Raw genomic sequence first — 19533 nt, forward strand, 5'->3', positions numbered from 1 at the left:
GGCGCTTTCCATAATTTGAGATTATGACCCTCGATCCTAAGCGGCTTATGGAATTGCTGAGCATCGCCGAGACCGGTTCGTTCACGAAAGCGGCGGCGGCGCGCCGCGTGTCGCAGCCGGCGCTGTCGAACAGCATGGCGCTGCTGGAGAAGGCGCTTGGCGTGCGCGTGCTGGAGCGCGGCCGCGGCGGCGCGGCGCTGACCGAATACGGCCGCTTGCTCACGACCCATGCGCAGGCGCTCGCGGCTTTGCTCGCGCGGGCAAACGACGATGTGCGGCTACGGCGGCAGGGATTGGAAGGGCAGTTGACGATCGGTGCGTCGCCGCTCGCGTGTGTCGATCTCGTGCCGAACGCGATCGCCACGGTCGAGCGCAAGAGCCCGAATGTGCGTGTTCAAGTCGAGGAACGTCCGGACGACCAGCTCATGCACGGCCTGCGCACGGGGGCCTTTGACGTCATCGTCAGCCCCGCCGGTGCCGAGACGGATGCGCCCGACGTCGTGTGCGAAACGCTGCTCAGCGATGTCCCGGTCGTCATGGTGCGGCGCGGCCATCCGCTGGCGCGGCGGCGTCGGGTCACGCTCAAGGAACTCAGCGATGTGCGATGGGTGTTTCCGAGCGCCCATACGGCGATGTGGCGCCACATCGAGGCGTTATTCACCGCCTGGGATATCGCTTGGCCGGCGAGCTATGTGACGACCAATTCGGTGCTTGCACTGCGATCGCTGGTGCTGCGCACCGACAGCGTCACAATCTCGTCGCCGCATTTGATGAAGCTGGAACTGGCGTCGGGACGGCTGATCGGCATTCCGCTGGCAAAGCCGCACTTCGTGCGTGAAATCGTGCTGCGCACGCGGCGGGCTCAGCCATTATCGCCGCTGGCGGCGCGCTTTGTTGCTGCACTGCGAACCGAGGCGGCGGCGCTTCGGAGGGCTTGAATGGGAGCACGGGCGGTTCTAATGGTCGCTTGGCTTCTACCGTATACTGTCATTTTTACCAGGAAGAGGAAAACATAGTGGCCCCGTCGCTCGCCGAAGCCCTCCGCGAACTCGCGCTTGCGAACCGCATTGTCGCCAACGAGGGCGTGCTCGACGCTTTCGGGCACGTCAGCATGCGGCATCCCGACAATCCGAACCGCTACTTCCTGTCGCGCTCGCGCGCGCCGCAATTGGTGCGGCCGGAAGATCTTATCGAGTACGATCTCGACTCGCAGCCGATCAAGCCGCCGTCGGTTTCGCAGTATTCGGAGCGCGTCATCCACGGTGAAATCTACAAGGCGCGTCCCGACGTGATGTCGGTGTGCCATCACCATTCGCCCGCCTTCATGCCGCTGCTGGCGACGCGGACGGACTACATGCCCGTCTTCCATCTCGGCGCGGTCGGGGGCATCAAGCCGCCGTATTGGGACCAGCATGACGAATTCGGCGACACCAACATGCTGGTGGTGAAGCCGGAGGAGGGCGCCTCGCTGGCGCGCGCGCTCGGTCAGCACTGGATGGTGCTGATGAACCGGCACGGCGTGACCGCTGTCGGCACCACCGTCGGCGACTGCGTCTTCCGCACCATCTACTCCGATCGCAACGCCGCCTATCAGGTCCAGTCGATGACCATCGGTGACCGGATCGACACGCTTTCACCGGGTGAAACGGAAATCTCCAGCAAGATCGGGACCTCGACCACGGGTCTCGCTCGCGCCTGGGAATACTGGTCGATGCGCGTCGAAAACGCCGGTGGCGGATTGCCGCCTGCGAAGGCCGCTGCGCGCGCCAAGCCGGCGGCCAAGAAGGCGGCGCCGGTGAAGTCCAAGAAGAAGCGCCGCTAATTTAAGCTTTCCCCACGGGCGGCGCGCGGTGTTCAATGCCGCCGCTCGTGGGGCGCTTTAATAGCTTCAATAAAAGAAAAGATACTACGGAGGAACGCAATGAAGACATTTACATCGTTGGCGGCAGCATTCGTTGTCGCGCTACCCGTCGCCTTCGCCCATCCGGCCGCGGCCGAGGACACGCTCAAGGTGGCGATGGGCCAGATCAACAACTGGGAGAACCAGCCGCCGACGCTCGGCCAGGATGCCGGCATCTTCAAGAAGCACGGCCTCACGCTCGAGGTGGTCGGCACAGCCGGCGCTGGCGAGACGATCCAGGCAGTCATCTCGGGTTCGGCCGACATCGGCGGCGGCGCCGGCGCGGCCGGCGTCATGCGCGCCTTCTCGAAAGGCGCGCCGATCCGCATCCTCGCTCCGGCCTTCACCGGCACGAGCGACCTCTATTGGTACGTGAAGGCGGATTCCAAGCTGCAATCGCTGAAGGACACGACCTCGAGCAACACGATCGCCTATTCGACCAACGGCTCGTCGTCGCACAACATCGTCGTCGCCTTCGGCGAGGAACTCGGCTCCAAGGCCAAGCCTGTGGCGACAGGCAGCCCGCCGGGCACGCTGACGGCTGTCATGTCCGGTCAGGTCGATATCGGCTGGGCGTCGCCCCCGTTCGGTCTGCGCGAGCTGAAGGAAGGCAAGATCCGCATCCTGGCGCGCGGCAATGAAGTGCCGTCGCTGCGCGGTCAGACGGTGCGGACGCTGATCGTCAACTTGAATGCCTGGAACACGAAGCGCGACGCCATCCTGCGCTTCATGGAGGCCTACCGCGAGGCCGTTGATTGGATGTACGACGACCCGAAGGCGCTCGAGATGTACTCCAAAAAGGTCAATCAGCCGGTCGAGGTCCTCAAGGAGTCGATGGAGAAGTTCCAGCCGCGCCAAGCCATCCAGAGCGACAAATTCGCCGACCTCGACGGTGCGGTGCGCGATGCGGTGAAGCTCAAATACCTGGACCAGCCGCTCACCAAAGAGCAGCTCTCGGAGCTCATCGTCACGCCGCCGCGCAAGAAATAGATCGTTCTTCGCGCGGAGAAGTAAGTTCTCTATTGCAATGCAGCGACGGGCCGCCCTTGACGCGGGGCGGCCCGCTTGCGTATGCCGCTTGGGTCAAAGGGATAGGAGATTGACCCAATGCGCCGGATCCTCGCCGCCATGGCGACGCTGGCCGCGCTGAATGCTCCGGTCCTGGCCGACGACACGTTGAAGGTCGCGGTCGGGCAGCTCACCACCTGGGAAAACCAGATGACGCTGATCGGGCAGGATGCCGGCATCTTCAAGAAGCACGGAATCGTGCTCGAGAACTTCGGCACCAACGGCGCCGGAGAAACATTGCAGGCGGTGATCTCGGGCTCCGCCGATATCGGCATCGGCATGGGCACCTCGGGCGCCATGCGCGCGTTCGTGCGCGGCGCGCCGGTGCGTATGCTGGCGCCGGCCTTCACCGGCAGCAACGACCTCTATTGGTACGTCAAGGCGGATTCGCCGATCAAATCGCTGGCCGACACGACCGAAAGCCAGACGATCGCCTATTCCACCAATGGCTCGTCGACCCACAGCCTGGTCATCGGCTTCGGCAAGGAGCTTGGGCTGAAGGCTAAGCCGACGGCGACCGGTGGCCCGCCGGCGACGCTGACATTGGTGATGTCGGGACAGATCGATATCGGCTGGGCCTCGCCGCCGTTCGGCCTGAAAGAGATCGACGAGGGCAAGATTCGCGTGCTGGCACGCGGCAGCGCCGTGCCGTCGACGCGCAATCAGACGGTGCGCGTGCAGATCGTCAACGCGAACCTGCTGAGGGAGAAGAAGGACGTCATCGAGCGCTTCATGAAGGCCTATCGCGAGGCGATCGAGTGGATGTATTCGGATCCGAAGGCGATCGAGATGTATGCGGCAAAGATGAAAGTGCCGGTCGCGCTCATCAAGAAGGCGCTGCCTGAGTCGCATCCGCGATCCGCGCTGCAGGCGGATGCGTTGTCCGACGCCGACGGCATCATGCGCGACGCCGTTACCAACAAGTTCCTCGATAAGCCGCTGACCAAAGAGCAGTTGGCCGAGTTCTATCCGTTCCCCGCTTTGGGGAAGTAGCGCCGTCCAAAAGGCGCACGTTGAAACTTAAGGGCCGCTGCCACGCAGCGGCCCCTTTTTTTGCGCGTCGAGGATTTCTTTTTTCGTCCTTCGACTCGGCGACGGCAAATGCTATTATTTGCAAACAATAACGATCCCCAAGGATCGGGCTCAACTCTCGCCGCCTATGAGCGAGGGGAGCGCAAGGGAGGAGATGCCGCGATGCAAAACCGCCGTCGGTTGCTCACACACATGCTGGCCGCCGCCGGGGCCGCGTCGTTCGGACGAACCGCCGCAAGGGCCGAGGATGCCAAGCGGCTCGTTCGCTTCATCGTCGGCTTCCCGGCCGGCGGCGGCACGGACGTTCTCGCGCGCCTGGTCGCTGAACGGGTCCGCGTGCCCTTCGCGTCCTCGGTGATCGTCGAGAACCGGCCGGGTGCGGCCGCGCGCGCCTCCGTCGACTACGTCAAGAACGCCGAGCCCGATGGCAGCACGCTGCTGTTCACGCCCGATTTTCCGATCACGCTTTATCCGCACAGCTTCCGCTCGCTGAGTTACGACCCGCTGCGCGACCTCGTTCCGGTCGCGCCGGCGGCGAAGTCGATGCTGTCATACAGCGTGGGGCCAGCCGTGCCCGCGAACGTCACTACGCTTGCCGCGTTCGTGAAGTGGTGCCGCGACAATCCGAAGAGCGCCAATTATGCAACGACGGCCGCCGGCGGCACGCCGCATTTTGTCGGTGTGATGTTCGCCAACGCGGCCGGCATTCCGATGACGCCGGTGCATTATCGCGGCGGCGCGCCGGCCTTGCAGGATCTCATCGGCGGCCATGTGCCGGCGAGCATCAACCCGATCAGCGAGAGCATGGCCCAGGCGCAATCCGGCGGACTGCGCATCCTGGCGGTCACGGGCGAGAAGCGCTCGCGGTTCCTGCCGGACGTGCCGACGATGAAGGAGCAGGGCTTCGACGTCGTCGTCGAGCCGTGGCTCGGCTTTTTTGCGCCGGCCCGGACGCCGGCCGAGACGGTGCGCACGCTCGGCGCCGCGATCAGCGACGTCGCCCGCTCGGCGGACTATGCGGAGAGCCTGGCGAAGTTCGGCAACGAGCCGGCGGTCCAGACAAGCGAGGCCTTCACCGCGACCGTGCGTTCGGATCTCGAGCGCTGGGGCTCGGTCGTGAAAGCGTCGGGCTTCGTCGCGGTGGAATAAGCGGCGCTTCGGCAATCACAGCTGCGATTTGGCGACGGCGCTGATGGCTTCGAGCATGACGGCGCGGTCGTCGTGAAGCGTCGCGCGCACCTTTTCGTTCTTGCCGATCGCGCCCATCTCGCGCTGGCGTTTGACCGTCGCATCGACCATGAGCGGCTCGAGGCCGAGCTCGCGCAAGGTCACCGACGATTCCTCCATCTCGGCGGCACGGCGCTCGCCATGGCTCGCCATGCGCTCAATGTTGTAGGTCGCCATCTGCTTGAAATCGAGTGCGGGATAATTGTTCTTGAGCGAGGCGGTGACCTCTTCCAGGAGGCCGGCGCGCTGCGCGGCCAGGAAGCATTCGAGCGCGAGCGCCTCCATGCCCTTGATCATCACGCTACGGACCATCTTGATCGCGGCGGCCTGGCCGGTGGGGCCGGGTACGATCGACAGCTTCATCTCCATCTCGGTCAAGACCGGCGCCACCTCTTCGGCCTGCGGGCCGGCGATCAGAAGCGGCGTCTTGTGCTTGAGCGGATGGATCGGCGCGACCACGGCGACGTCGATATAGCGCGCCTTGCCTTCCAGCAGGGCGGCGGTCGCCTGCTTGCGGCCCGGCGAGACCGAATTGATGTCGAGATACCAGGGGTTGCCCTTCAGATGTGGCGCGACCGACCGCGCCGCCTCGAGGCTGGAAGCCGCCGTCACCGCCGCGATGACCATGTCGGTCTCAGCCACGGCGTCGGCGGCCGATGCCGCGAGCCGCACGCCGAACTTGTCGCCGGCCGCCTTCAGCGCGGCGCCGGCCGCTTCCGGAAACAGGATGTCCCACGCCGCGATCTGCTCGATGCCGGCCTCGCGCAGGCCCGAAGCAATGGCCTGGCCGGCCTCGCCGAAACCGATGAACGAAACGCGCGGCGTATTGCGACGGGACATGGGCTAACCTTCGATGTTCGACGTGTTCTTATGCGCGGCAGATTAGATGATTTTGCGGCGCGGGTCAGGGCTCACAACATTTCGAGCGGTTGCGCCTTCCTGGGCGGCGGGAAGGCGCGGTCAAGCAAAGCGAAGTCGTCCTGCGTGAGGATGACGTCGAGCGAGGCGAGATTCTCGTCGACATGCGCGACCGTTCCCGCCTTCGGGATGACGACCACATCGTCGTGGCGCATCAGCCACGCCAGCGCCACCTGCGCCGGCGTTGCGCCATGGCGCTCCGCGACGTCGCGCAAGGCCGGACTGCCGAGCAATCGACCCTGCTCGATAGGCGAATAGGCCATCACCGGGACCTTGTGCTTCCGGCACCACGGCATCAGGTCGAACTCGATGCCGCGCCGACTGAGATTGTACAGCACTTGGTTGGCGGCGACGCCATTGCCCTGCGGCGTCTTCCAGATCTCGCCCATGTCGGAGATGTCGAAATTGCTGACGCCCCAGTCGCAGATCTTGCCGGTCTCGACCAGATGCGCAAACGCTTCGATCGTTTCCTCGAGCGGCACCGAGCCGCGCCAGTGCAGGAGATAAAGATCGATACGGTCGGTCTTGAGCTTCTTGAGGCTGCGCTCGCAGGCGGTGATCGTGCCTTTGCGAGTGGCGTTCTCCGGCAGCACCTTGCTGACGATGAACAGGTCGTCGCGGCGGCCCCGAATGGCCTCGCCAACGATGCTCTCGGCGTCACCGTACATCTCGGCGGTGTCGATCAGCGTGATGCCGCTGTCGAGCCCGTGGCGCAGAGCGGCGAGCTCGTCCTTGCGCCGGCGCGCGTCTTCGCCCATGCGCCAGGTGCCGAGCCCGAAGGTCGGGATCTTGGCGCCGGAGGGAAGGGTGGTGTGGGGGATGGATGCGGGCATGACCGGATTATACGCAAACCGGGGCTTGCGTATAACCCATCTGCCGGCGCCATCACCCTCAGTGCTTGTGCACGCTGTAAAGGCGCGCCTTCGTGGTCTTCTCGTAATCGAGGCCCTTGGGATAGGTTAGCAGTTCCATCGCCTGCCCCCACGGGGTCTGAAAGTAGATGATCGTCTCGCCGCCGTTCGGCTGGCCCGAGACGGGCGTGGGGGTGCCCAGAACCTTCACGCCCTGCACCGACTTCAGATACTCGACCGCCTTCGGCAAGTCCTCGACATAGAAGGCGATGTGCATGCCGCCGACGTCGCTGTTCTTCGGCGGCGTCTTGACCTGGTCCTTGGCGCTGTATTCGAACAGCTCGATATTCTGTGAGGGACCGCAGCGCATCATGGCAAGAGTCGTGACGGCGCGCGCGTCGACGTCGAGGCTGTCCTTCATCCAGTCGCCCTTCGGATCGCTGAAGGGGCCGGCCGTGTAGACGTGCTCGCAACCCAGTACGTCTGTGAAGAAGGCGATGCCTTGCTTGAGATCGGGAACGGTGAGGCCGATATGGTCGACGCCGGCAGCAGTCGGAATGCCGCCGGAGAAGCTGGGTACGACACTGGCTGTCAGAAAGGCAATGGCCAAACCGGCTATCAGCCGGAAACGAAGGCGCTTCATCGCAGGTCTCCGTTGAGCGAAAGCAACCTCGCCAATTAGGAGCCCGACTATTTTAAATGTAAAGCGTCTTTGACCGGCACACGCCGCGCGCCGGTGCACGCGGCGTGTGCGCTCGGCTATTTATGCGGCACGACCGGCGTGCCGTGCGTGTGAAACGACTCGATGGTCTTGAGACCCCAGGCCTGGCCCTTCCTGCGCTCGTCCTCGGTCCAGGTGATCGGCTTCCAGTCGGGCGCCAGGATCAGCCGCGCGCCGGCGTTGGCCACCTCGACGCGGTTGCCGCCCGGCTCGTAGACATAGAGGAAGAACGTCTGCTGCACCGCGTGCTTGTGCGGCCCGGTCTCGATGAACACGCCGTTCTCCAGGAACACGTCGGCGGCGAGCAGGATCTCCTCGCGCGAATTCATCGCGTAGGTGACGTGATGGAAGCGGCCCTTGGTGCCGGTGTGATCGCGCGTATAGGCAAAGTCGTAGGTCTTGTTGGTGGCGGTGAGCCAGATGCCCGCTTCGGAGCCGTCGTTCATGACGATGCGCTCGGTCAGGCGGAAACCGAGATAGTCCTCGAAGAACTTGCGGCAGGCCGAGATGTCGGCGGCAAGGCCGTTGAAATGGTCGAGCCGGCGCACATTGCAGCCGCGCGCGGGAAAGCGCTGCGCCTGGTTCTTCAACGAGGGCTTGAGCTCCGGCGGCGCCTCGTACCATTCCGTTTCGTAATAGAGCTCGAACACATGGCCGTCAGGGTCCTTGCAGACGAAGGTCTTGCCGTGGCCGAGATCGCCGTCGGTCCAGCCGACATCGAAGCCGGACCCTTTGAGCGCTGCGGCGCGCCGCTCCAGCGCCTGCGGCGAGCGCGTGCGGAAGGCGACGTGCTTCATGCCGTTGGTGTCGGACGCGGTGAGCTTGAGCGAGTAGCGCTCGTAGTCGTCATAGGCGCGCAGATAGACGCTGTCGCCCTTTTCGCCGCTGATGGTCAGCCCCAGGACGTCGACGAAAAAGCGCACGCTCTTGTCGAACACCGGCGTCAGCAGTTCGAGATGGCCGAGGTGGGCGATATCCATGATGGGTTCGGCTTGCATTGATGTCCTTCTTGCTTCTTGTTGTGCGTTCAATTGTGCCGTTCGGCGCGTGCGAAGACCAGCACGAGATTGTTCGCCGGCAAGGCAATCGTGTCCGCGAGTGTTAGGCCCACCGCGTGGGCGAGGTCCGTCAGCGCGCCCAGGTCGCGCACGCCCCACTCGGGGTTCTCTGCGCGCAACGAGGCATCGAAGGCGGCGTTGCTCGGCGCGGTATGTCGCCCATCGCGCATGAAGGGCCCGTAAACGAAAAGCCGCCCATCGGGCGCGAGAAAGCGCGCCGCCCCGGACAGAAGGTTTTCCGAAACGCGCCAGGGCGAGATGTGCAGCACGTTGATGCAGAGCATCGCGGCGAGCGTCCCACCGGGCGTCCAGGTCCAGTCCGGATCGGTCAAGTCGAGACGTTGCGGTGCCTGGAGGTTGGCGAGGCCGGCCTGCGCGCGCCAGGCGGCGATGCTCGCGAGGTGCGAGTCGTAGATGTCGCTCGGCCACCAGCGGAGCTTGGTGCGCGCGGTATAGGTCGCCGCGTGTTGACCCGTGCCACTGCCGATCTCGAGCAGGTCGCCCGAACGTTCCGCCAGGAAGCCGCCGATCGTGCCCCAGATCGGCGCGGCGTTGCGGTGGAAAGCCGGCGCGTCCAGCCGGCCGTCGGGCGTTGGCTCCGGCGTCCCCGATTTCCCGAATTCAACGACGAATTTCGACATGGTTGCGCGCGTCACGATACTCGTTCCTTCTTATCATATTGTCTTTGCCACAAAGCCGGGCAACAGTGATCGCGGCCGGACCTTTGGATGACGACCATGACCGAACCTCCCATTTCGCGCGGCTTTCGCGGCCGCGGGCGCGGCGATCAAAGTGCGCGCGTGCCGCCGGGCCAACATCTGGTGACGGACTTTCCGGTGCTTTCGGCGGGGCCGACGCCGGAACCAGATCTCTCCGGCTGGCGGTTCACGCTGGAGGATGGCGACACCCCGCTTGGCGCGTGGAGCTGGGCCGAGTTCAATGCGTTGCCGCAGACGGACGTGGTGGTTGATATCCACTGCGTCACGACCTGGTCCAAACTCGACACCGAATGGCGCGGAGTCTCTTTTGACACACTGCTCGAAGCGGCGGGGCTGAGCGAGCCGCCGGGCCCATTCACGCTGATCCACTGCGACGGCGGCTACACGACCAACGTGCCGTCCGAGGATCTGGTCGACGGCAAGGCGATGGTCGCGACCCTGTATGACGGCGAGGCCTTGCATCCCGAGCACGGCGGGCCGGCGCGGCTCCTGGTGCCGCACCTCTATTTCTGGAAGAGCGCCAAGTGGGTTCGCCGCATCCAGTTCCTTGACGAGGAGCAGCCGGGGTTCTGGGAAGAGAACGGCTACCACATCTACGGCGATCCGTGGCGCGAGCAGCGTTATGACGGCGACTGACGCGCCGGCCCCGGCGCGGCTGCGCTGGATGACGGCAACGGCGCGCGACATTATCGACGAGACGCCGCGCGTGCGTACGCTTGTGCTCGACGTGCCGGAGTGGCCTGGCCACAAAGCCGGACAACACGTCGATGTGCGGTTGACGGCGGATGACGGCTACCAGGCCCAACGTAGCTATTCGATTGCCTCCGCTCCAGGTGCCGCGTTGGCGTTGACCGTCGAGCGGCTGGAGGATGGCGAAGTGTCGTTCTATCTCGCCGGCGACCTGCGCGTCGGCGACCGGTTCGAGTTGCGCGGACCGATCGGCGGCTACTTTGTGTGGACGGCGGCGCTCGAGGGGCCCTTGTTTCTGGTCGCCGGCGGATCCGGCGTGGTGCCGTTGATGGCGATGTTGCGCGCCCGCGCCGACGCCGCCGTGAGGACCCCGGCCGTGCTGCTTTATTCATCGCGCAGCGAGGCGGACATCATCTATCGCGCAGAACTCGAGCGGCTCGCTGCGGAGGACGCTGCGCTGAAGGTCGTTCATACGCTCACGCGCGCGCAGCCGTCAGGATGGAACGGGTTTTCCCGCCGTGTCGATCGCGCCATGCTTGAGGAGGTAGGGTTCGCGCCGGACACGCGGCCGCGTATTTTCGTGTGCGGGCCGACGCCGATGGTCGAAGCGGCGGCATCGAGCCTCCGGGCGTTGGGTCATGCCGCCAATCTGATCAAGACCGAGCGGTTTGGTCCGTCTGGCCGTTAGGCTTCCGCCGGGTCGCTAAAGTATGACCACCGGCACATGGCCCACCGCGCGGTATTGGCGTAGGCTGCCTCCGGCCATTTCTCGGGGGGAGCTTGTGCCATGGTCCTCGGTCTATCGATCCAGAACTTCACCTTGCTGCATGTCGTCATCAGTTTGATTGCCATTGCAGCCGGCTTCGTCGTGCTGTTCGCGATGCTGCGAGCCAATGCGAGTCCCGGCTGGACGGCGGTGTTCCTGATCACGACGGTGCTCACCACGGTGACCGGCTTTCTGTTTCCGATCACCGCCTTCACGCCGGCCTTGGGCGTCGGCATTTTGTCGTCGCTGATCCTGATCGTCGCGCTCTTTGCGCTTTACGGACGGAAGCTCGCCGGCGCCTGGCGATGGATCTATGTCGTGACGGCCTTGTTCGCGTTCTATCTCAACGTATTCGTGCTGGTGGTGCAGGCGTTCCAGAAGATCGGTGCGCTCAATGCGCTGGCGCCAAACGGATCGGAGCCGCCCTTTCTTATTGCCCAGGCCGTCGTCTTGGGAGCTTTCGTCGTTCTCGGCGCGCTCGCTGTGATGCGGTTCCGCCCGTTGCTGGGGCGGGTCGCGCTGACCTAACGGCGCCTGAAACGAAAGAAGCCGCCGTTGCCGGCGGCTCCTTGCATCGAGCTTGAGGCAAGAAGGTTTACTTCAGGCCATCCGAGACGGCGGTGAACTTGGTCGTGAGATTGGTACCGACCGTCTGCACGATCGAGATGATCGCGACCGCGATGCCGGCGGCGATGAGGCCGTATTCGATGGCCGTGGCGCCGGATTCATTCTTCAGAAACGCAACAAGTTTGGACATTTGAAGCACGCTCCCTTTGTGCACGCGGGAACATGCTAGGAGCCGGGGGGTTAATAAATACCTGCGATCCCCAACTTAAAGACCGTTAAGGCGCGGTAAAGAAGTGGCCGCGAACCGCGAATAATTTCGAAGAAGGTTGGAAGCGTCGGGGGCGACCCACCGCCAAAAAAAGAAGCCGCCGTTGCCGGCGGCTTCTGCTTCGAGCTTGACGCAGGAAGGCTTACTTCAGGCCATCCGAGACGGCGGTGAACTTGGTCGTGAGGTTGGTACCGACGGTCTGCACGATCGCGATGATCGCGACCGCGATGCCGGCGGCGATGAGGCCGTACTCGATGGCCGTAGCACCGGACTCATTCTTCAAAAACGCAACGATTTTGGACATTTAGATGCACGCTCCCTGTACTTGTGCGTGCGGACCGTAGGGTCCCGGCCGTTAAAGATTGCCTATGGGAACCTGTAAAATCGCATTAAGAGAAGATGAAGACGATCGTCGAATTTGGATGCACCGAGGTTACTCATTGGCAAGCATGTGCGCCTCGGCGCTGACGGCAGCCAAAAAAGAAGAAGCCGCCGTTGCCGGCGGCTTCTTGCTTACAGCGAAACGAAGTTCTGAATTACTTCAGGCCGTTCGAAACAGCCGTGAACTTCGTCGTCAGGTTCGTGCCGATGGTCTGAACGATGGCGATGATCGCCACCGAGATGCCTGCGGCAATGAGACCGTACTCGATCGCAGTCGCACCCGACTCGTTCTTGAGAAACGCAACAATCTTGGACATGTCTTGGCTCCAGGAGGTTCGATGCGCGCAACATGGCGCCGCGGCGTTAAAAATGCCCTTCGCAATTGGTCAAGGTTTTGTTGCAGGACATAGGATTTGCCTAACTTTTGCGGCTCCGGCATGGCGTGCCGTTGCGGTACGCGTCCGCGCCGATGTGCGAGACAGCGGCGGGAAACGTCGAATTTAACTGCACTTTTTATACATTTTGCGGTTGGGAATACCGGCCTTCGCGTGCGTGAAAAGGCCTCGCTGCCGTTAACCGCGCATTATCGACGTTCGGCGATTGCCTATCGTGCCGGTGCGGCGAACCGTCACCGCGCGCGTAGCCGACGTCTGCGTCCGAGGTGTCGTCGTTCGCATGCAGTTGCAGCGATCATACGGGGTTACCATCGGGCCTGTGTTTATGATTTGACGTTGTCCGCGTATTAATTGTTAACGGCGTTTCCGGTTTCCAATGCGGGCGGCTGCGACTATCTGTCGTACATGCGTGCACTCAATATCATTCACGTTCTTCGCGCCCCGCTGGGCGGGTTGTTTCGTCACGTTGTCGATCTGGTGAGCGGACAGATCGCGCGCGGCCATAATGTGGGCATCGTCGTCGACAGCCTCACCGGCAACGAACGCGCTCGCGAAACCTTGGGGCGACTGGCTCCCGCGCTTAAGTTCGGGATCACGCAGATACCAATGCCGCGGCAGTTGAGTCCCCGCGACCTCAGTGCCGTTGTGCACGTGAGCAAGCGCCTTTGGGAGTCGCACGCGGATGTCGTGCACGGCCACGGCGCCAAGGGCGGTGCCTATGCGCGGCTGGCTTTTGCGGGCCGGCCGATCGTCCGAGCCTATACGCCGCACGGCGGCAGCCTGCTGCTCGATCACGCGACGCTGAACGGTAAGGCCTATCTCCTGCTCGAGAAGCTGCTGATGCCGCGCGGCGACGCGTATCTGTTCGAGAGCGCCTACAGCGCGGATGTGTTTCGTGCCAAGGTCGGTGAGCCGCGCGGGCTCATGCGCGTCATCCACAACGGCGTCAGCCAGGCGGAGTTCGCGCCGGTGCCGCTCGCGCCGGATGCGTCCGATATTGTCTTCGTCGGTGAATACCGGCACGTGAAGGGTATCGACACGTTAATCGATGCGATCGCCACGCTGCGCGGCGAGGGGCGTCCGCTCACGGCGACCTTGGTCGGCAGCGGCCCGGAGCGGGATAGTCTTCAGGAGCAGGTGGCGCGGCTTGGTCTCGGCGAGGCCGTGCGCTTGGCTCCGGCAATGCCGATGCGCCGGGCGCTCGCGCTCGGCAAATTGGTGGTGCTGCCGTCGCGGGCGGAGTCGCTGCCTTATGTGGTGCTGGAGACCGCGGCGGCCGAACGGCCGATGATCACGACGCGCGTCGGCGGTATCCCGGAGATCTACGGCCCGCTGTCGGATGCGCTCATACCGCCCGGCGACGTTAAGGCGCTCGCCGATGCCGTGAAGATCAGTCAGGACGAGCCGGCCGTCATGGCCGAGCGTTCTCGGAAGCTGCGCGCGCGCATTGCCGCGTCGTTTTCGGTCGAGACGATGGTGGACGGCGTTCTGTCCTGCTACGAGCGCGCGCTGGATATTGCTCCTGCCGTGGGTCAAGCCCTCGGCGCGTAGAAGACCTGCGCTTTTCGCACGCTTTGGCTTGACCCAGATCAAGGTCGAATCGGCGGCTGTCGGCGACCCTGCGTTCCAAAGGATGGAGCGCCATGCAAACGCAACAGACCCCGCAATCGCATTATCCAGGGCTTGAGCCGATCCTCGACACGATCGCCGGCTGGATCAACAATTACCGCCGCGCCGCCAAGACTCGTTCGGAGCTTGCGCAAGTGGGTAGCGACGAAGTCGCGCGTATCGCCCACGACCTCAACGTCACGCCGGGTGAGCTTGCGAATCTCACCAGCAAGACGACCGGGTCCGTCGATCTGCTTTACAAGATGCTTTCGGCCCTGGGGGTCGACCGCGAGAACAAGAACCTCAACGATCCGCGCATGATCCGCGATCTCGAGCGGCTTTGCTTTGCGTGCGACCACAAGGCGCGATGCGCCCACGAACTCGAGGTTGGCGCGGCCAAGGAACACTACCGCGAATACTGCCCCAACGCCTACACGCTCGACGTCCTCACCGGCCGGCCGCACTGAAGCGACGCGGCCGGCAGGAGGGCGATTAGGCGATTAGACGTCTTCCGGATTGTCGACGTAGACGAGGCCGGCCTTCGCCAGCGGCTCGCGCATATTGTACATGTCGAGGCCGAGCACGCCGGACGCCAGCTTCTGACGCTTGGCGTCTTCGTCGTCGAAACGCTTCTGCGCCTTCGCCGCGGTCTCCGTGACATATTTCTTCGGCACCACGACGACGCCGTCGTCGTCAGCGACCACGGCGTCGCCGGGCTCGACATAGACGCCTGCGCAGACGACCGGAATGTTCACGGAGCCGAGGGTCGCCTTGACGGTGCCCTTGGACGAGATCGCCTTCGACCAGATCGGGAATCCCATTTCCTTGAGCGTTGCGACGTCGCGGCAGCCGGCATCGATGATGACGCCCTTCACGCCACGCGCCTTCAGCGAGGTGGCGATCAGATCGCCGATCATGCCGTCGGTGTTGTCGGCGGTGCAGCCGAGCACAACGATATCGCCGGGCTGGCATTGCTCGATGGCGACATGCAGCATCCAGTTATCGCCGGGCTGCGCCAGGATGGTCACGGCGGGGCCCGCGATCGTAGCGCCGGACCAGATCGGACGGATGTACGGCTTCATCAGCTGATAGCGGCCGAGCGCTTCATGCACGGTCGAGGCGCCGAGCTTCTCGAACGTGGCAATGGCGGCCGCATCGGCGCGCTTGATGTTGCGGACGACGACGTTTCTCATGGTGTCACTCCTGCAGGCATAACTATGCAATTCTATTCGGTGTCATGCCCCGCGAAAGCGGGGCATGACACCAGTACTCATTGACGTCTCGGACTACTGGATTGCCCGCTTTCGCGGGCAATGACGGCAGTCGTGCGAGGCTACGGCTCAGCCCAGCGTATCCGTGACGACGCGCGGGAACAGCGTCTGGTACGCCTCGCCGTAGGTCATCGGAATGCCGGTGTTGCGCGAGCCCTGGATGCCGCGGTTGAGCGCGACGCGTTCGTAGTAGTGCCAGAGGTGCTTCTGCGCGGCGAGGATCTGGAACGCCTTGTACTTGGTCTCCCAGACATCGTCGATCTTGAGGATAAGATCGGGCTTGTAATCGCACTGCTCGGGCTGGTGCGGCTCGAACAGATAAACCGGCGGCGCCGAATACTTGTACTTGGCGCCCGGCTTGTGGCCCATGGCTTGCGCGACGACGCGCGTCTCCTGCGCGAAATGCGCGGCGTTCGGATGGTCGAAGTTATACGGGTCCTTCAGCGCATGCGTGAGCACGAAGGCCGGATTGGTCTCGCGGTAGATGTCGACCATGCGGTCGAAATGCTCTTCGGTGAGCATGAGCGGATAGTCGCCGCAATCGAAGAACTCGATCTCGGCGCCGAGGAGCGCCGCCGCGCGTTCGGCTTCGTCCTTGCGGCCGGCCTTCACCTTTTCCATCGTCGCGCCCGGCTCCTTCCAGGCGAACTGGCTTTCGCCCCGCTCGCCGAAGGACATGCAGACGATTTTCATCTTGTAGCCCTGCTTGGCATGCAGCGCGATCGCGCCGCCCGCGCGCCAGACGAAATCGCCCGGATGGGCTGTGACGACGAGCCCGGTCTTCTGCTCCGACATTACGTACTCCGTTGGTGAACCGTTAGAAGCCGCCGTGGCGGCTGGATTCGATGGCCTGCTTCAGCAGGGCCATGAAACTGGTGAGGTGCTTGCGCATGGCCGCCTCGGCGCGCGCGCCGTCGCCGCGGCAGATGGCATCGACGATGGCGTGATGCTCGGCGAGCGAGGATTGTGGCCGCCCGGGAAACAGGATGACCCGGAACTGCAGCCGCAGGAGATGCGTGCGCAAGGTCGAGAGAATGCGCGTCGCCGTGCCGTTGCCGGCGATGCGCTGGATTTCCCGGTGCAGCGCGCCGTTGCAGCGCGAATAAGCAAGGTCGTCGGCGTCCTTCACCGCGCGCTTGAGGTCCGCTTCGATCGCGCGCAGCGCTTTCTTGCCGGCGTCGGTGATCCGCTCGGCGGCCTGCCGCGCCACCATCACTTCGATGGCGAGCCGCGTCTCGGCGATCTCTATCGCCTCGGCATCGCTGATCGCGCGCACGCGGGCGCCGCGGTTCTTCTCACGTACCACCAGGCCTTCCTGGTCGAGCATGGCGAGAGCGGTGCGGATATGCGCGCGGTTGACGCCGTAGGTCGCGGCGAGGTCGGCCTCCACCAGCCGCTCGTTCGGCATCAACTGCCCGCGCGTGATCGCGTCGCGCAGGCGCGCGGTCACGTCGGCAGGAGCTGTGCGGGCGGGGCGGGGCATCGGGGTCCACAATTTGGTTATCCAGATTGTTGACAATTTGGGCGCGCGGGTCAAGCTTGCCGGGCCGCCGGTGGATAGACGCGGCGCGTTCCGGGGCAGGCCCCGACACGGGTTCAAAGGACAGGTTTCAGATGGCCGACGTCACGACTTTGCGCATTTGCCTCGGCAATTATCCGCACACGCTGCCGCTCAAGCGCGGCGAGATCACGTCGCCGACGCTGAAGCTCGACTTCGTCGAGGTGAAGGCGATGCACACGGCGTTCAAGCCGATGATCCGCGAGCATGCTTTCGATGCCAGCGAACTCGCTTTGACGAGCTATCTCCAGGCCAAGGCCTACAACAAGGGCCTGACATTATTGCCGGCGGCGATGCTGTCGCGCTTCCAGCATCACACGATGCTCTACAACAGTGCGCGCGGTGTGCTGACGCCCGACAAGCTGCCCGGCAAGCGCATCGGCGTGCGATCCTACAGCCAGACGACCGGCGTCTGGATTCGCGGAATTTTGCAAAACGACTACGGCGTCGATCTCTCTTCGGTGCAGTGGGTGACGTTCGAGGACGGTCACGTCGCCGAGGCTGGGGATCCGCCCGGCGTCATCCGCGCCGGCGCCGACAAGGACATCACCAAGATGCTGATCGACGGCGAGCTGGACGCGGCGATTTACGGCGCGGCGATGCCGGACGACGAGCGCCTCAAGAGCGTCATCGTCGATCCGGAGGCCGAGGCCAAGAAGTGGTACGCCAAGCACGGCCTGGTGCCGGTCAACCACATGGTGGTCGTCACCGACGAACTGAAGCGCTCGAACCCTGCGGCGGTCGCCGAGCTGTATCGGATGCTGGAGGCGGCGAAGCAGGCGGCCGGGGTGCCGCCGGGCGGGCTCGACACGGCGCCCTTTGGCAAGGAGGCAAACCGTCGCTGCCTCGAACTGCTCATTTCTTATGCGGTCCAGCAGAAGCAAATCCCGCATGCCCTAACGGTGGATGAGCTCTGGTAGTCGGTGGCGGCCACTACACCTTTGCCGATTTGGTGCGATGGACGTCCGTTAGGCGCTGTCGCCACCGAGTATACCCGCCGGGCATCGGAAATGGTGTCTGCTAATATTTTAGGCAATGACGCTTGACCGAAAACTAGGCAGCACGATACCGATTGCTGATTCATAAGGCAAAACAGGGGCTTATGCCTTTGTGACGCCTTGGCACAGCCTTTGCGACTTCTCTCCTGCGTCAAAAGCCGTCTCGAGACGGCGTGCGCGTAAAATGCAGGGGATTTCGCTCATGTTGAAAGCAGGAAATGCGGTCGCCGGTCGACCGTCACCTCGCCGCTGGCTCGCCGCCGCGGCGGGTCTCGCATTCGCCGTTTCGGGGGCTGTCCAGTCGGCCAAGGCCGAGGACACGATTAAGGTCGGCATCCTTCATTCGCTCTCGGGCACCATGGCCATTTCCGAGACGACGCTGAAGGACACCATGCTCTTCCTGATCGATGAGCAGAACAAGAAGGGCGGTCTGCTCGGCAAGAAGCTCGAGGCGGTGGTCGTCGACCCGGCGTCGAACTGGCCGCTGTTCGCCGAGAAGGCGCGCGAGCTGATTTCGAAGGACAAGGTCTCCGTCGTGTTCGGCTGCTGGACCTCGGTGTCGCGCAAGTCGGTGCTGCCGGTGTTCAAGGAGCTCGACTCGATCCTCTTCTATCCGGTGCAGTACGAGGGCGAAGAGTCCGAGCGCAACGTGTTCTACACGGGCGCCGCGCCGAACCAGCAGGCGATCCCGGCCGTCGACTACCTGATGTCGAAGGACGGCGGCTCGGTGAAGCGTTGGGTGCTGGCGGGCACCGACTACGTCTATCCGCGCACCACCAACAAGATCCTCGAGGCCTATCTGAAGTCGAAGGGCGTCAAGGACGAAGACATCATGATCAACTACACGCCGTTCGGTCATTCCGACTGGCAGACGATCGTGGCCGACATCAAGAAGTTCGGCTCGGCCGGCAAGAAGACGGCGGTGGTCTCGACCATCAACGGCGACGCCAACGTGCCGTTCTACAAGGAGCTCGGCAACCAGGGCATCAAGGCCACCGACATCCCGGTGGTGGCGTTCTCGGTCGGCGAAGAAGAACTCGCCGGTCTCGACACCAAGCCGCTGGTTGGCCATCTCGCCGCCTGGAACTACTTCGAGTCGATCAAGAACCCGGCCAACGCCGAGTTCATCAAGAAGTGGCAGGCCTTCACCAAGAACCCGAAGCGCGTCACCAACGACCCGATGGAAGCCCACGTGATCGGCTTCAACATGTGGGTGAAGGCGGTGGAAAAGGCGAAGTCGACCGATCCGGACAAGGTGATCGACGCGCTGCCGGGCATCGAAGCGCCGAACCTGACGGGCGGCGTGTCCAAGATGCTGCCGAACCACCACATCACCAAGCCGGTCTTCATCGGCGAAATCCGCGGCGACGGTCAGTTCGACGTGGTGTGGAAGACCAAGGGTCTGGTGCCGGGCGATGCCTGGTCCGACTTCCTGCCGGGCTCGAAGGATCTCGAGGCCGACTGGGTGACGCTGAAGTGCGGCAACTACAACAAGGTCACCAAGAAGTGCGGCGGTCAGGGCTCCTGATCCGACGGG

General features: G+C 63.8%; 23 protein-coding genes. 12 read left to right on the forward strand and 11 right to left on the reverse strand.

What is annotated here, in order from left to right:
• Window positions 1–47: 47 nt before the first annotated feature.
• From DW352_RS26230 to DW352_RS26250, 5 genes are all read left to right on the forward strand, one after another.
• Entirely contained in the window at window positions 48–938 is an 891-nt protein-coding gene (locus DW352_RS26230) for a LysR family transcriptional regulator (protein ID WP_162827213.1), read from the forward strand.
• A gap of 77 nt (window positions 939–1015) precedes the next feature.
• Window positions 1016–1822: a class II aldolase/adducin family protein gene (locus DW352_RS26235; protein WP_162827214.1), complete on the forward strand. Its 807-nt coding sequence runs from the start codon at window positions 1016–1018 to the stop codon at window positions 1820–1822.
• Window positions 1823–1921: 99 nt separating this feature from the next.
• A complete protein-coding gene (locus DW352_RS26240; RefSeq protein ID WP_115694099.1) occupies window positions 1922–2890 on the forward strand; it encodes an ABC transporter substrate-binding protein in 969 nt (322 codons plus the stop codon).
• A gap of 117 nt (window positions 2891–3007) precedes the next feature.
• Window positions 3008–3961, forward strand: coding sequence for an ABC transporter substrate-binding protein (locus DW352_RS26245; RefSeq protein ID WP_115694100.1), 954 nt, complete (start codon window positions 3008–3010; stop codon window positions 3959–3961).
• A 201-nt stretch (window positions 3962–4162) separates the two neighbouring features.
• Window positions 4163–5149, forward strand: a complete 987-nt coding sequence (locus DW352_RS26250) for a tripartite tricarboxylate transporter substrate-binding protein (protein ID WP_162827215.1) — start codon at window positions 4163–4165, stop codon at window positions 5147–5149.
• A gap of 15 nt (window positions 5150–5164) precedes the next feature.
• Here the strand turns inward: DW352_RS26250 and DW352_RS26255 are convergent, their stop codons facing one another.
• From DW352_RS26255 to DW352_RS26275, 5 genes are all read right to left on the reverse strand, one after another.
• Complete coding sequence (locus DW352_RS26255; protein ID WP_115694102.1) at window positions 5165–6067, reverse strand: NAD(P)-dependent oxidoreductase; 903 nt, start codon at window positions 6065–6067, stop codon at window positions 5165–5167.
• A 71-nt stretch (window positions 6068–6138) separates the two neighbouring features.
• A complete protein-coding gene (locus tag DW352_RS26260) occupies window positions 6139–6978 on the reverse strand; it encodes an aldo/keto reductase (RefSeq protein WP_115694103.1) in 840 nt (279 codons plus the stop codon).
• 58 nt (window positions 6979–7036) lie between these two features.
• Window positions 7037–7639 carry a VOC family protein gene (locus DW352_RS26265; protein ID WP_115694104.1) on the reverse strand — a complete coding sequence of 201 codons (603 nt, stop codon included), beginning with the start codon at window positions 7637–7639 and terminating at the stop codon, window positions 7037–7039.
• 116 nt (window positions 7640–7755) lie between these two features.
• Window positions 7756–8715, reverse strand: a complete 960-nt coding sequence (locus tag DW352_RS26270; RefSeq protein WP_115694105.1) for a catechol 2,3-dioxygenase — start codon at window positions 8713–8715, stop codon at window positions 7756–7758.
• Between the two features lie 29 nt (window positions 8716–8744).
• A complete protein-coding gene (locus DW352_RS26275; protein ID WP_115694615.1) occupies window positions 8745–9416 on the reverse strand; it encodes a DUF938 domain-containing protein in 672 nt (223 codons plus the stop codon).
• 87 nt (window positions 9417–9503) lie between these two features.
• Here DW352_RS26275 and DW352_RS26280 point away from each other — a divergent pair, with 87 nt between their 5' ends.
• From DW352_RS26280 to DW352_RS26290, 3 genes are all read left to right on the forward strand, one after another.
• Window positions 9504–10130 (forward strand): sulfite oxidase-like oxidoreductase, encoded by a 627-nt coding sequence (locus tag DW352_RS26280; RefSeq protein ID WP_425374623.1) that lies wholly within the window; start codon window positions 9504–9506, stop codon window positions 10128–10130.
• Window positions 10117–10872: a ferredoxin reductase gene (locus DW352_RS26285; RefSeq protein WP_115694106.1), complete on the forward strand. Its 756-nt coding sequence runs from the start codon at window positions 10117–10119 to the stop codon at window positions 10870–10872. Before DW352_RS26280 ends, DW352_RS26285 begins: the two co-directional genes overlap by 14 nt.
• 99 nt (window positions 10873–10971) lie before the next feature.
• The gene (locus tag DW352_RS26290) at window positions 10972–11478 is read left to right on the forward strand and encodes a hypothetical protein (protein ID WP_115694107.1); all 507 of its coding nucleotides are present in this window, start codon (window positions 10972–10974) and stop codon (window positions 11476–11478) included.
• A gap of 67 nt (window positions 11479–11545) precedes the next feature.
• On the opposite strand, the gene DW352_RS26295 is transcribed toward DW352_RS26290, so the two are convergent.
• From DW352_RS26295 to DW352_RS26305, 3 genes are all read right to left on the reverse strand, one after another.
• Window positions 11546–11707, reverse strand: coding sequence for a Flp family type IVb pilin (locus DW352_RS26295; protein ID WP_115694108.1), 162 nt, complete (start codon window positions 11705–11707; stop codon window positions 11546–11548).
• Window positions 11708–11927: 220 nt separating this feature from the next.
• On the reverse strand, window positions 11928–12089 hold the full coding sequence (locus DW352_RS26300; protein ID WP_115694109.1) for a Flp family type IVb pilin: 162 nt from the start codon (window positions 12087–12089) through the stop codon (window positions 11928–11930).
• A 232-nt stretch (window positions 12090–12321) separates the two neighbouring features.
• Complete coding sequence (locus DW352_RS26305) at window positions 12322–12483, reverse strand: Flp family type IVb pilin (RefSeq protein ID WP_115694110.1); 162 nt, start codon at window positions 12481–12483, stop codon at window positions 12322–12324.
• 483 nt (window positions 12484–12966) lie between these two features.
• Here DW352_RS26305 and DW352_RS26310 point away from each other — a divergent pair, with 483 nt between their 5' ends.
• Window positions 12967–14112: a glycosyltransferase family 4 protein gene (locus DW352_RS26310; protein WP_162827216.1), complete on the forward strand. Its 1146-nt coding sequence runs from the start codon at window positions 12967–12969 to the stop codon at window positions 14110–14112.
• Between the two features lie 92 nt (window positions 14113–14204).
• The gene (locus DW352_RS26315) at window positions 14205–14636 is read left to right on the forward strand and encodes a DUF6455 family protein (protein ID WP_115694112.1); all 432 of its coding nucleotides are present in this window, start codon (window positions 14205–14207) and stop codon (window positions 14634–14636) included.
• Between the two features lie 33 nt (window positions 14637–14669).
• Here DW352_RS26315 and DW352_RS26320 read toward each other — a convergent pair whose 3' ends face one another.
• The 3 genes from DW352_RS26320 to DW352_RS26330 form a co-directional block, all read right to left on the reverse strand.
• The gene (locus tag DW352_RS26320) at window positions 14670–15362 is read right to left on the reverse strand and encodes a 4-carboxy-4-hydroxy-2-oxoadipate aldolase/oxaloacetate decarboxylase (protein ID WP_115694113.1); all 693 of its coding nucleotides are present in this window, start codon (window positions 15360–15362) and stop codon (window positions 14670–14672) included.
• 147 nt (window positions 15363–15509) lie between these two features.
• A complete protein-coding gene (locus DW352_RS26325; RefSeq protein ID WP_115694114.1) occupies window positions 15510–16235 on the reverse strand; it encodes a PIG-L deacetylase family protein in 726 nt (241 codons plus the stop codon).
• 22 nt (window positions 16236–16257) lie between these two features.
• Entirely contained in the window at window positions 16258–16923 is a 666-nt protein-coding gene (locus tag DW352_RS26330) for a GntR family transcriptional regulator (protein ID WP_115694115.1), read from the reverse strand.
• Between the two features lie 131 nt (window positions 16924–17054).
• Here DW352_RS26330 and DW352_RS26335 point away from each other — a divergent pair, with 131 nt between their 5' ends.
• Window positions 17055–17918 (forward strand): substrate-binding domain-containing protein, encoded by an 864-nt coding sequence (locus tag DW352_RS26335; RefSeq protein ID WP_115694116.1) that lies wholly within the window; start codon window positions 17055–17057, stop codon window positions 17916–17918.
• 280 nt (window positions 17919–18198) lie between these two features.
• Window positions 18199–19524, forward strand: coding sequence for an urea ABC transporter substrate-binding protein (gene urtA, locus DW352_RS26340; RefSeq protein WP_115694117.1), 1326 nt, complete (start codon window positions 18199–18201; stop codon window positions 19522–19524).
• The last annotated feature ends 9 nt before the right edge of the window (window positions 19525–19533 follow it).

It is taken from the genome of Pseudolabrys taiwanensis (assembly GCF_003367395.1).
Classification (GTDB): Bacteria; Pseudomonadota; Alphaproteobacteria; order Rhizobiales; family Xanthobacteraceae; genus Pseudolabrys; species Pseudolabrys taiwanensis.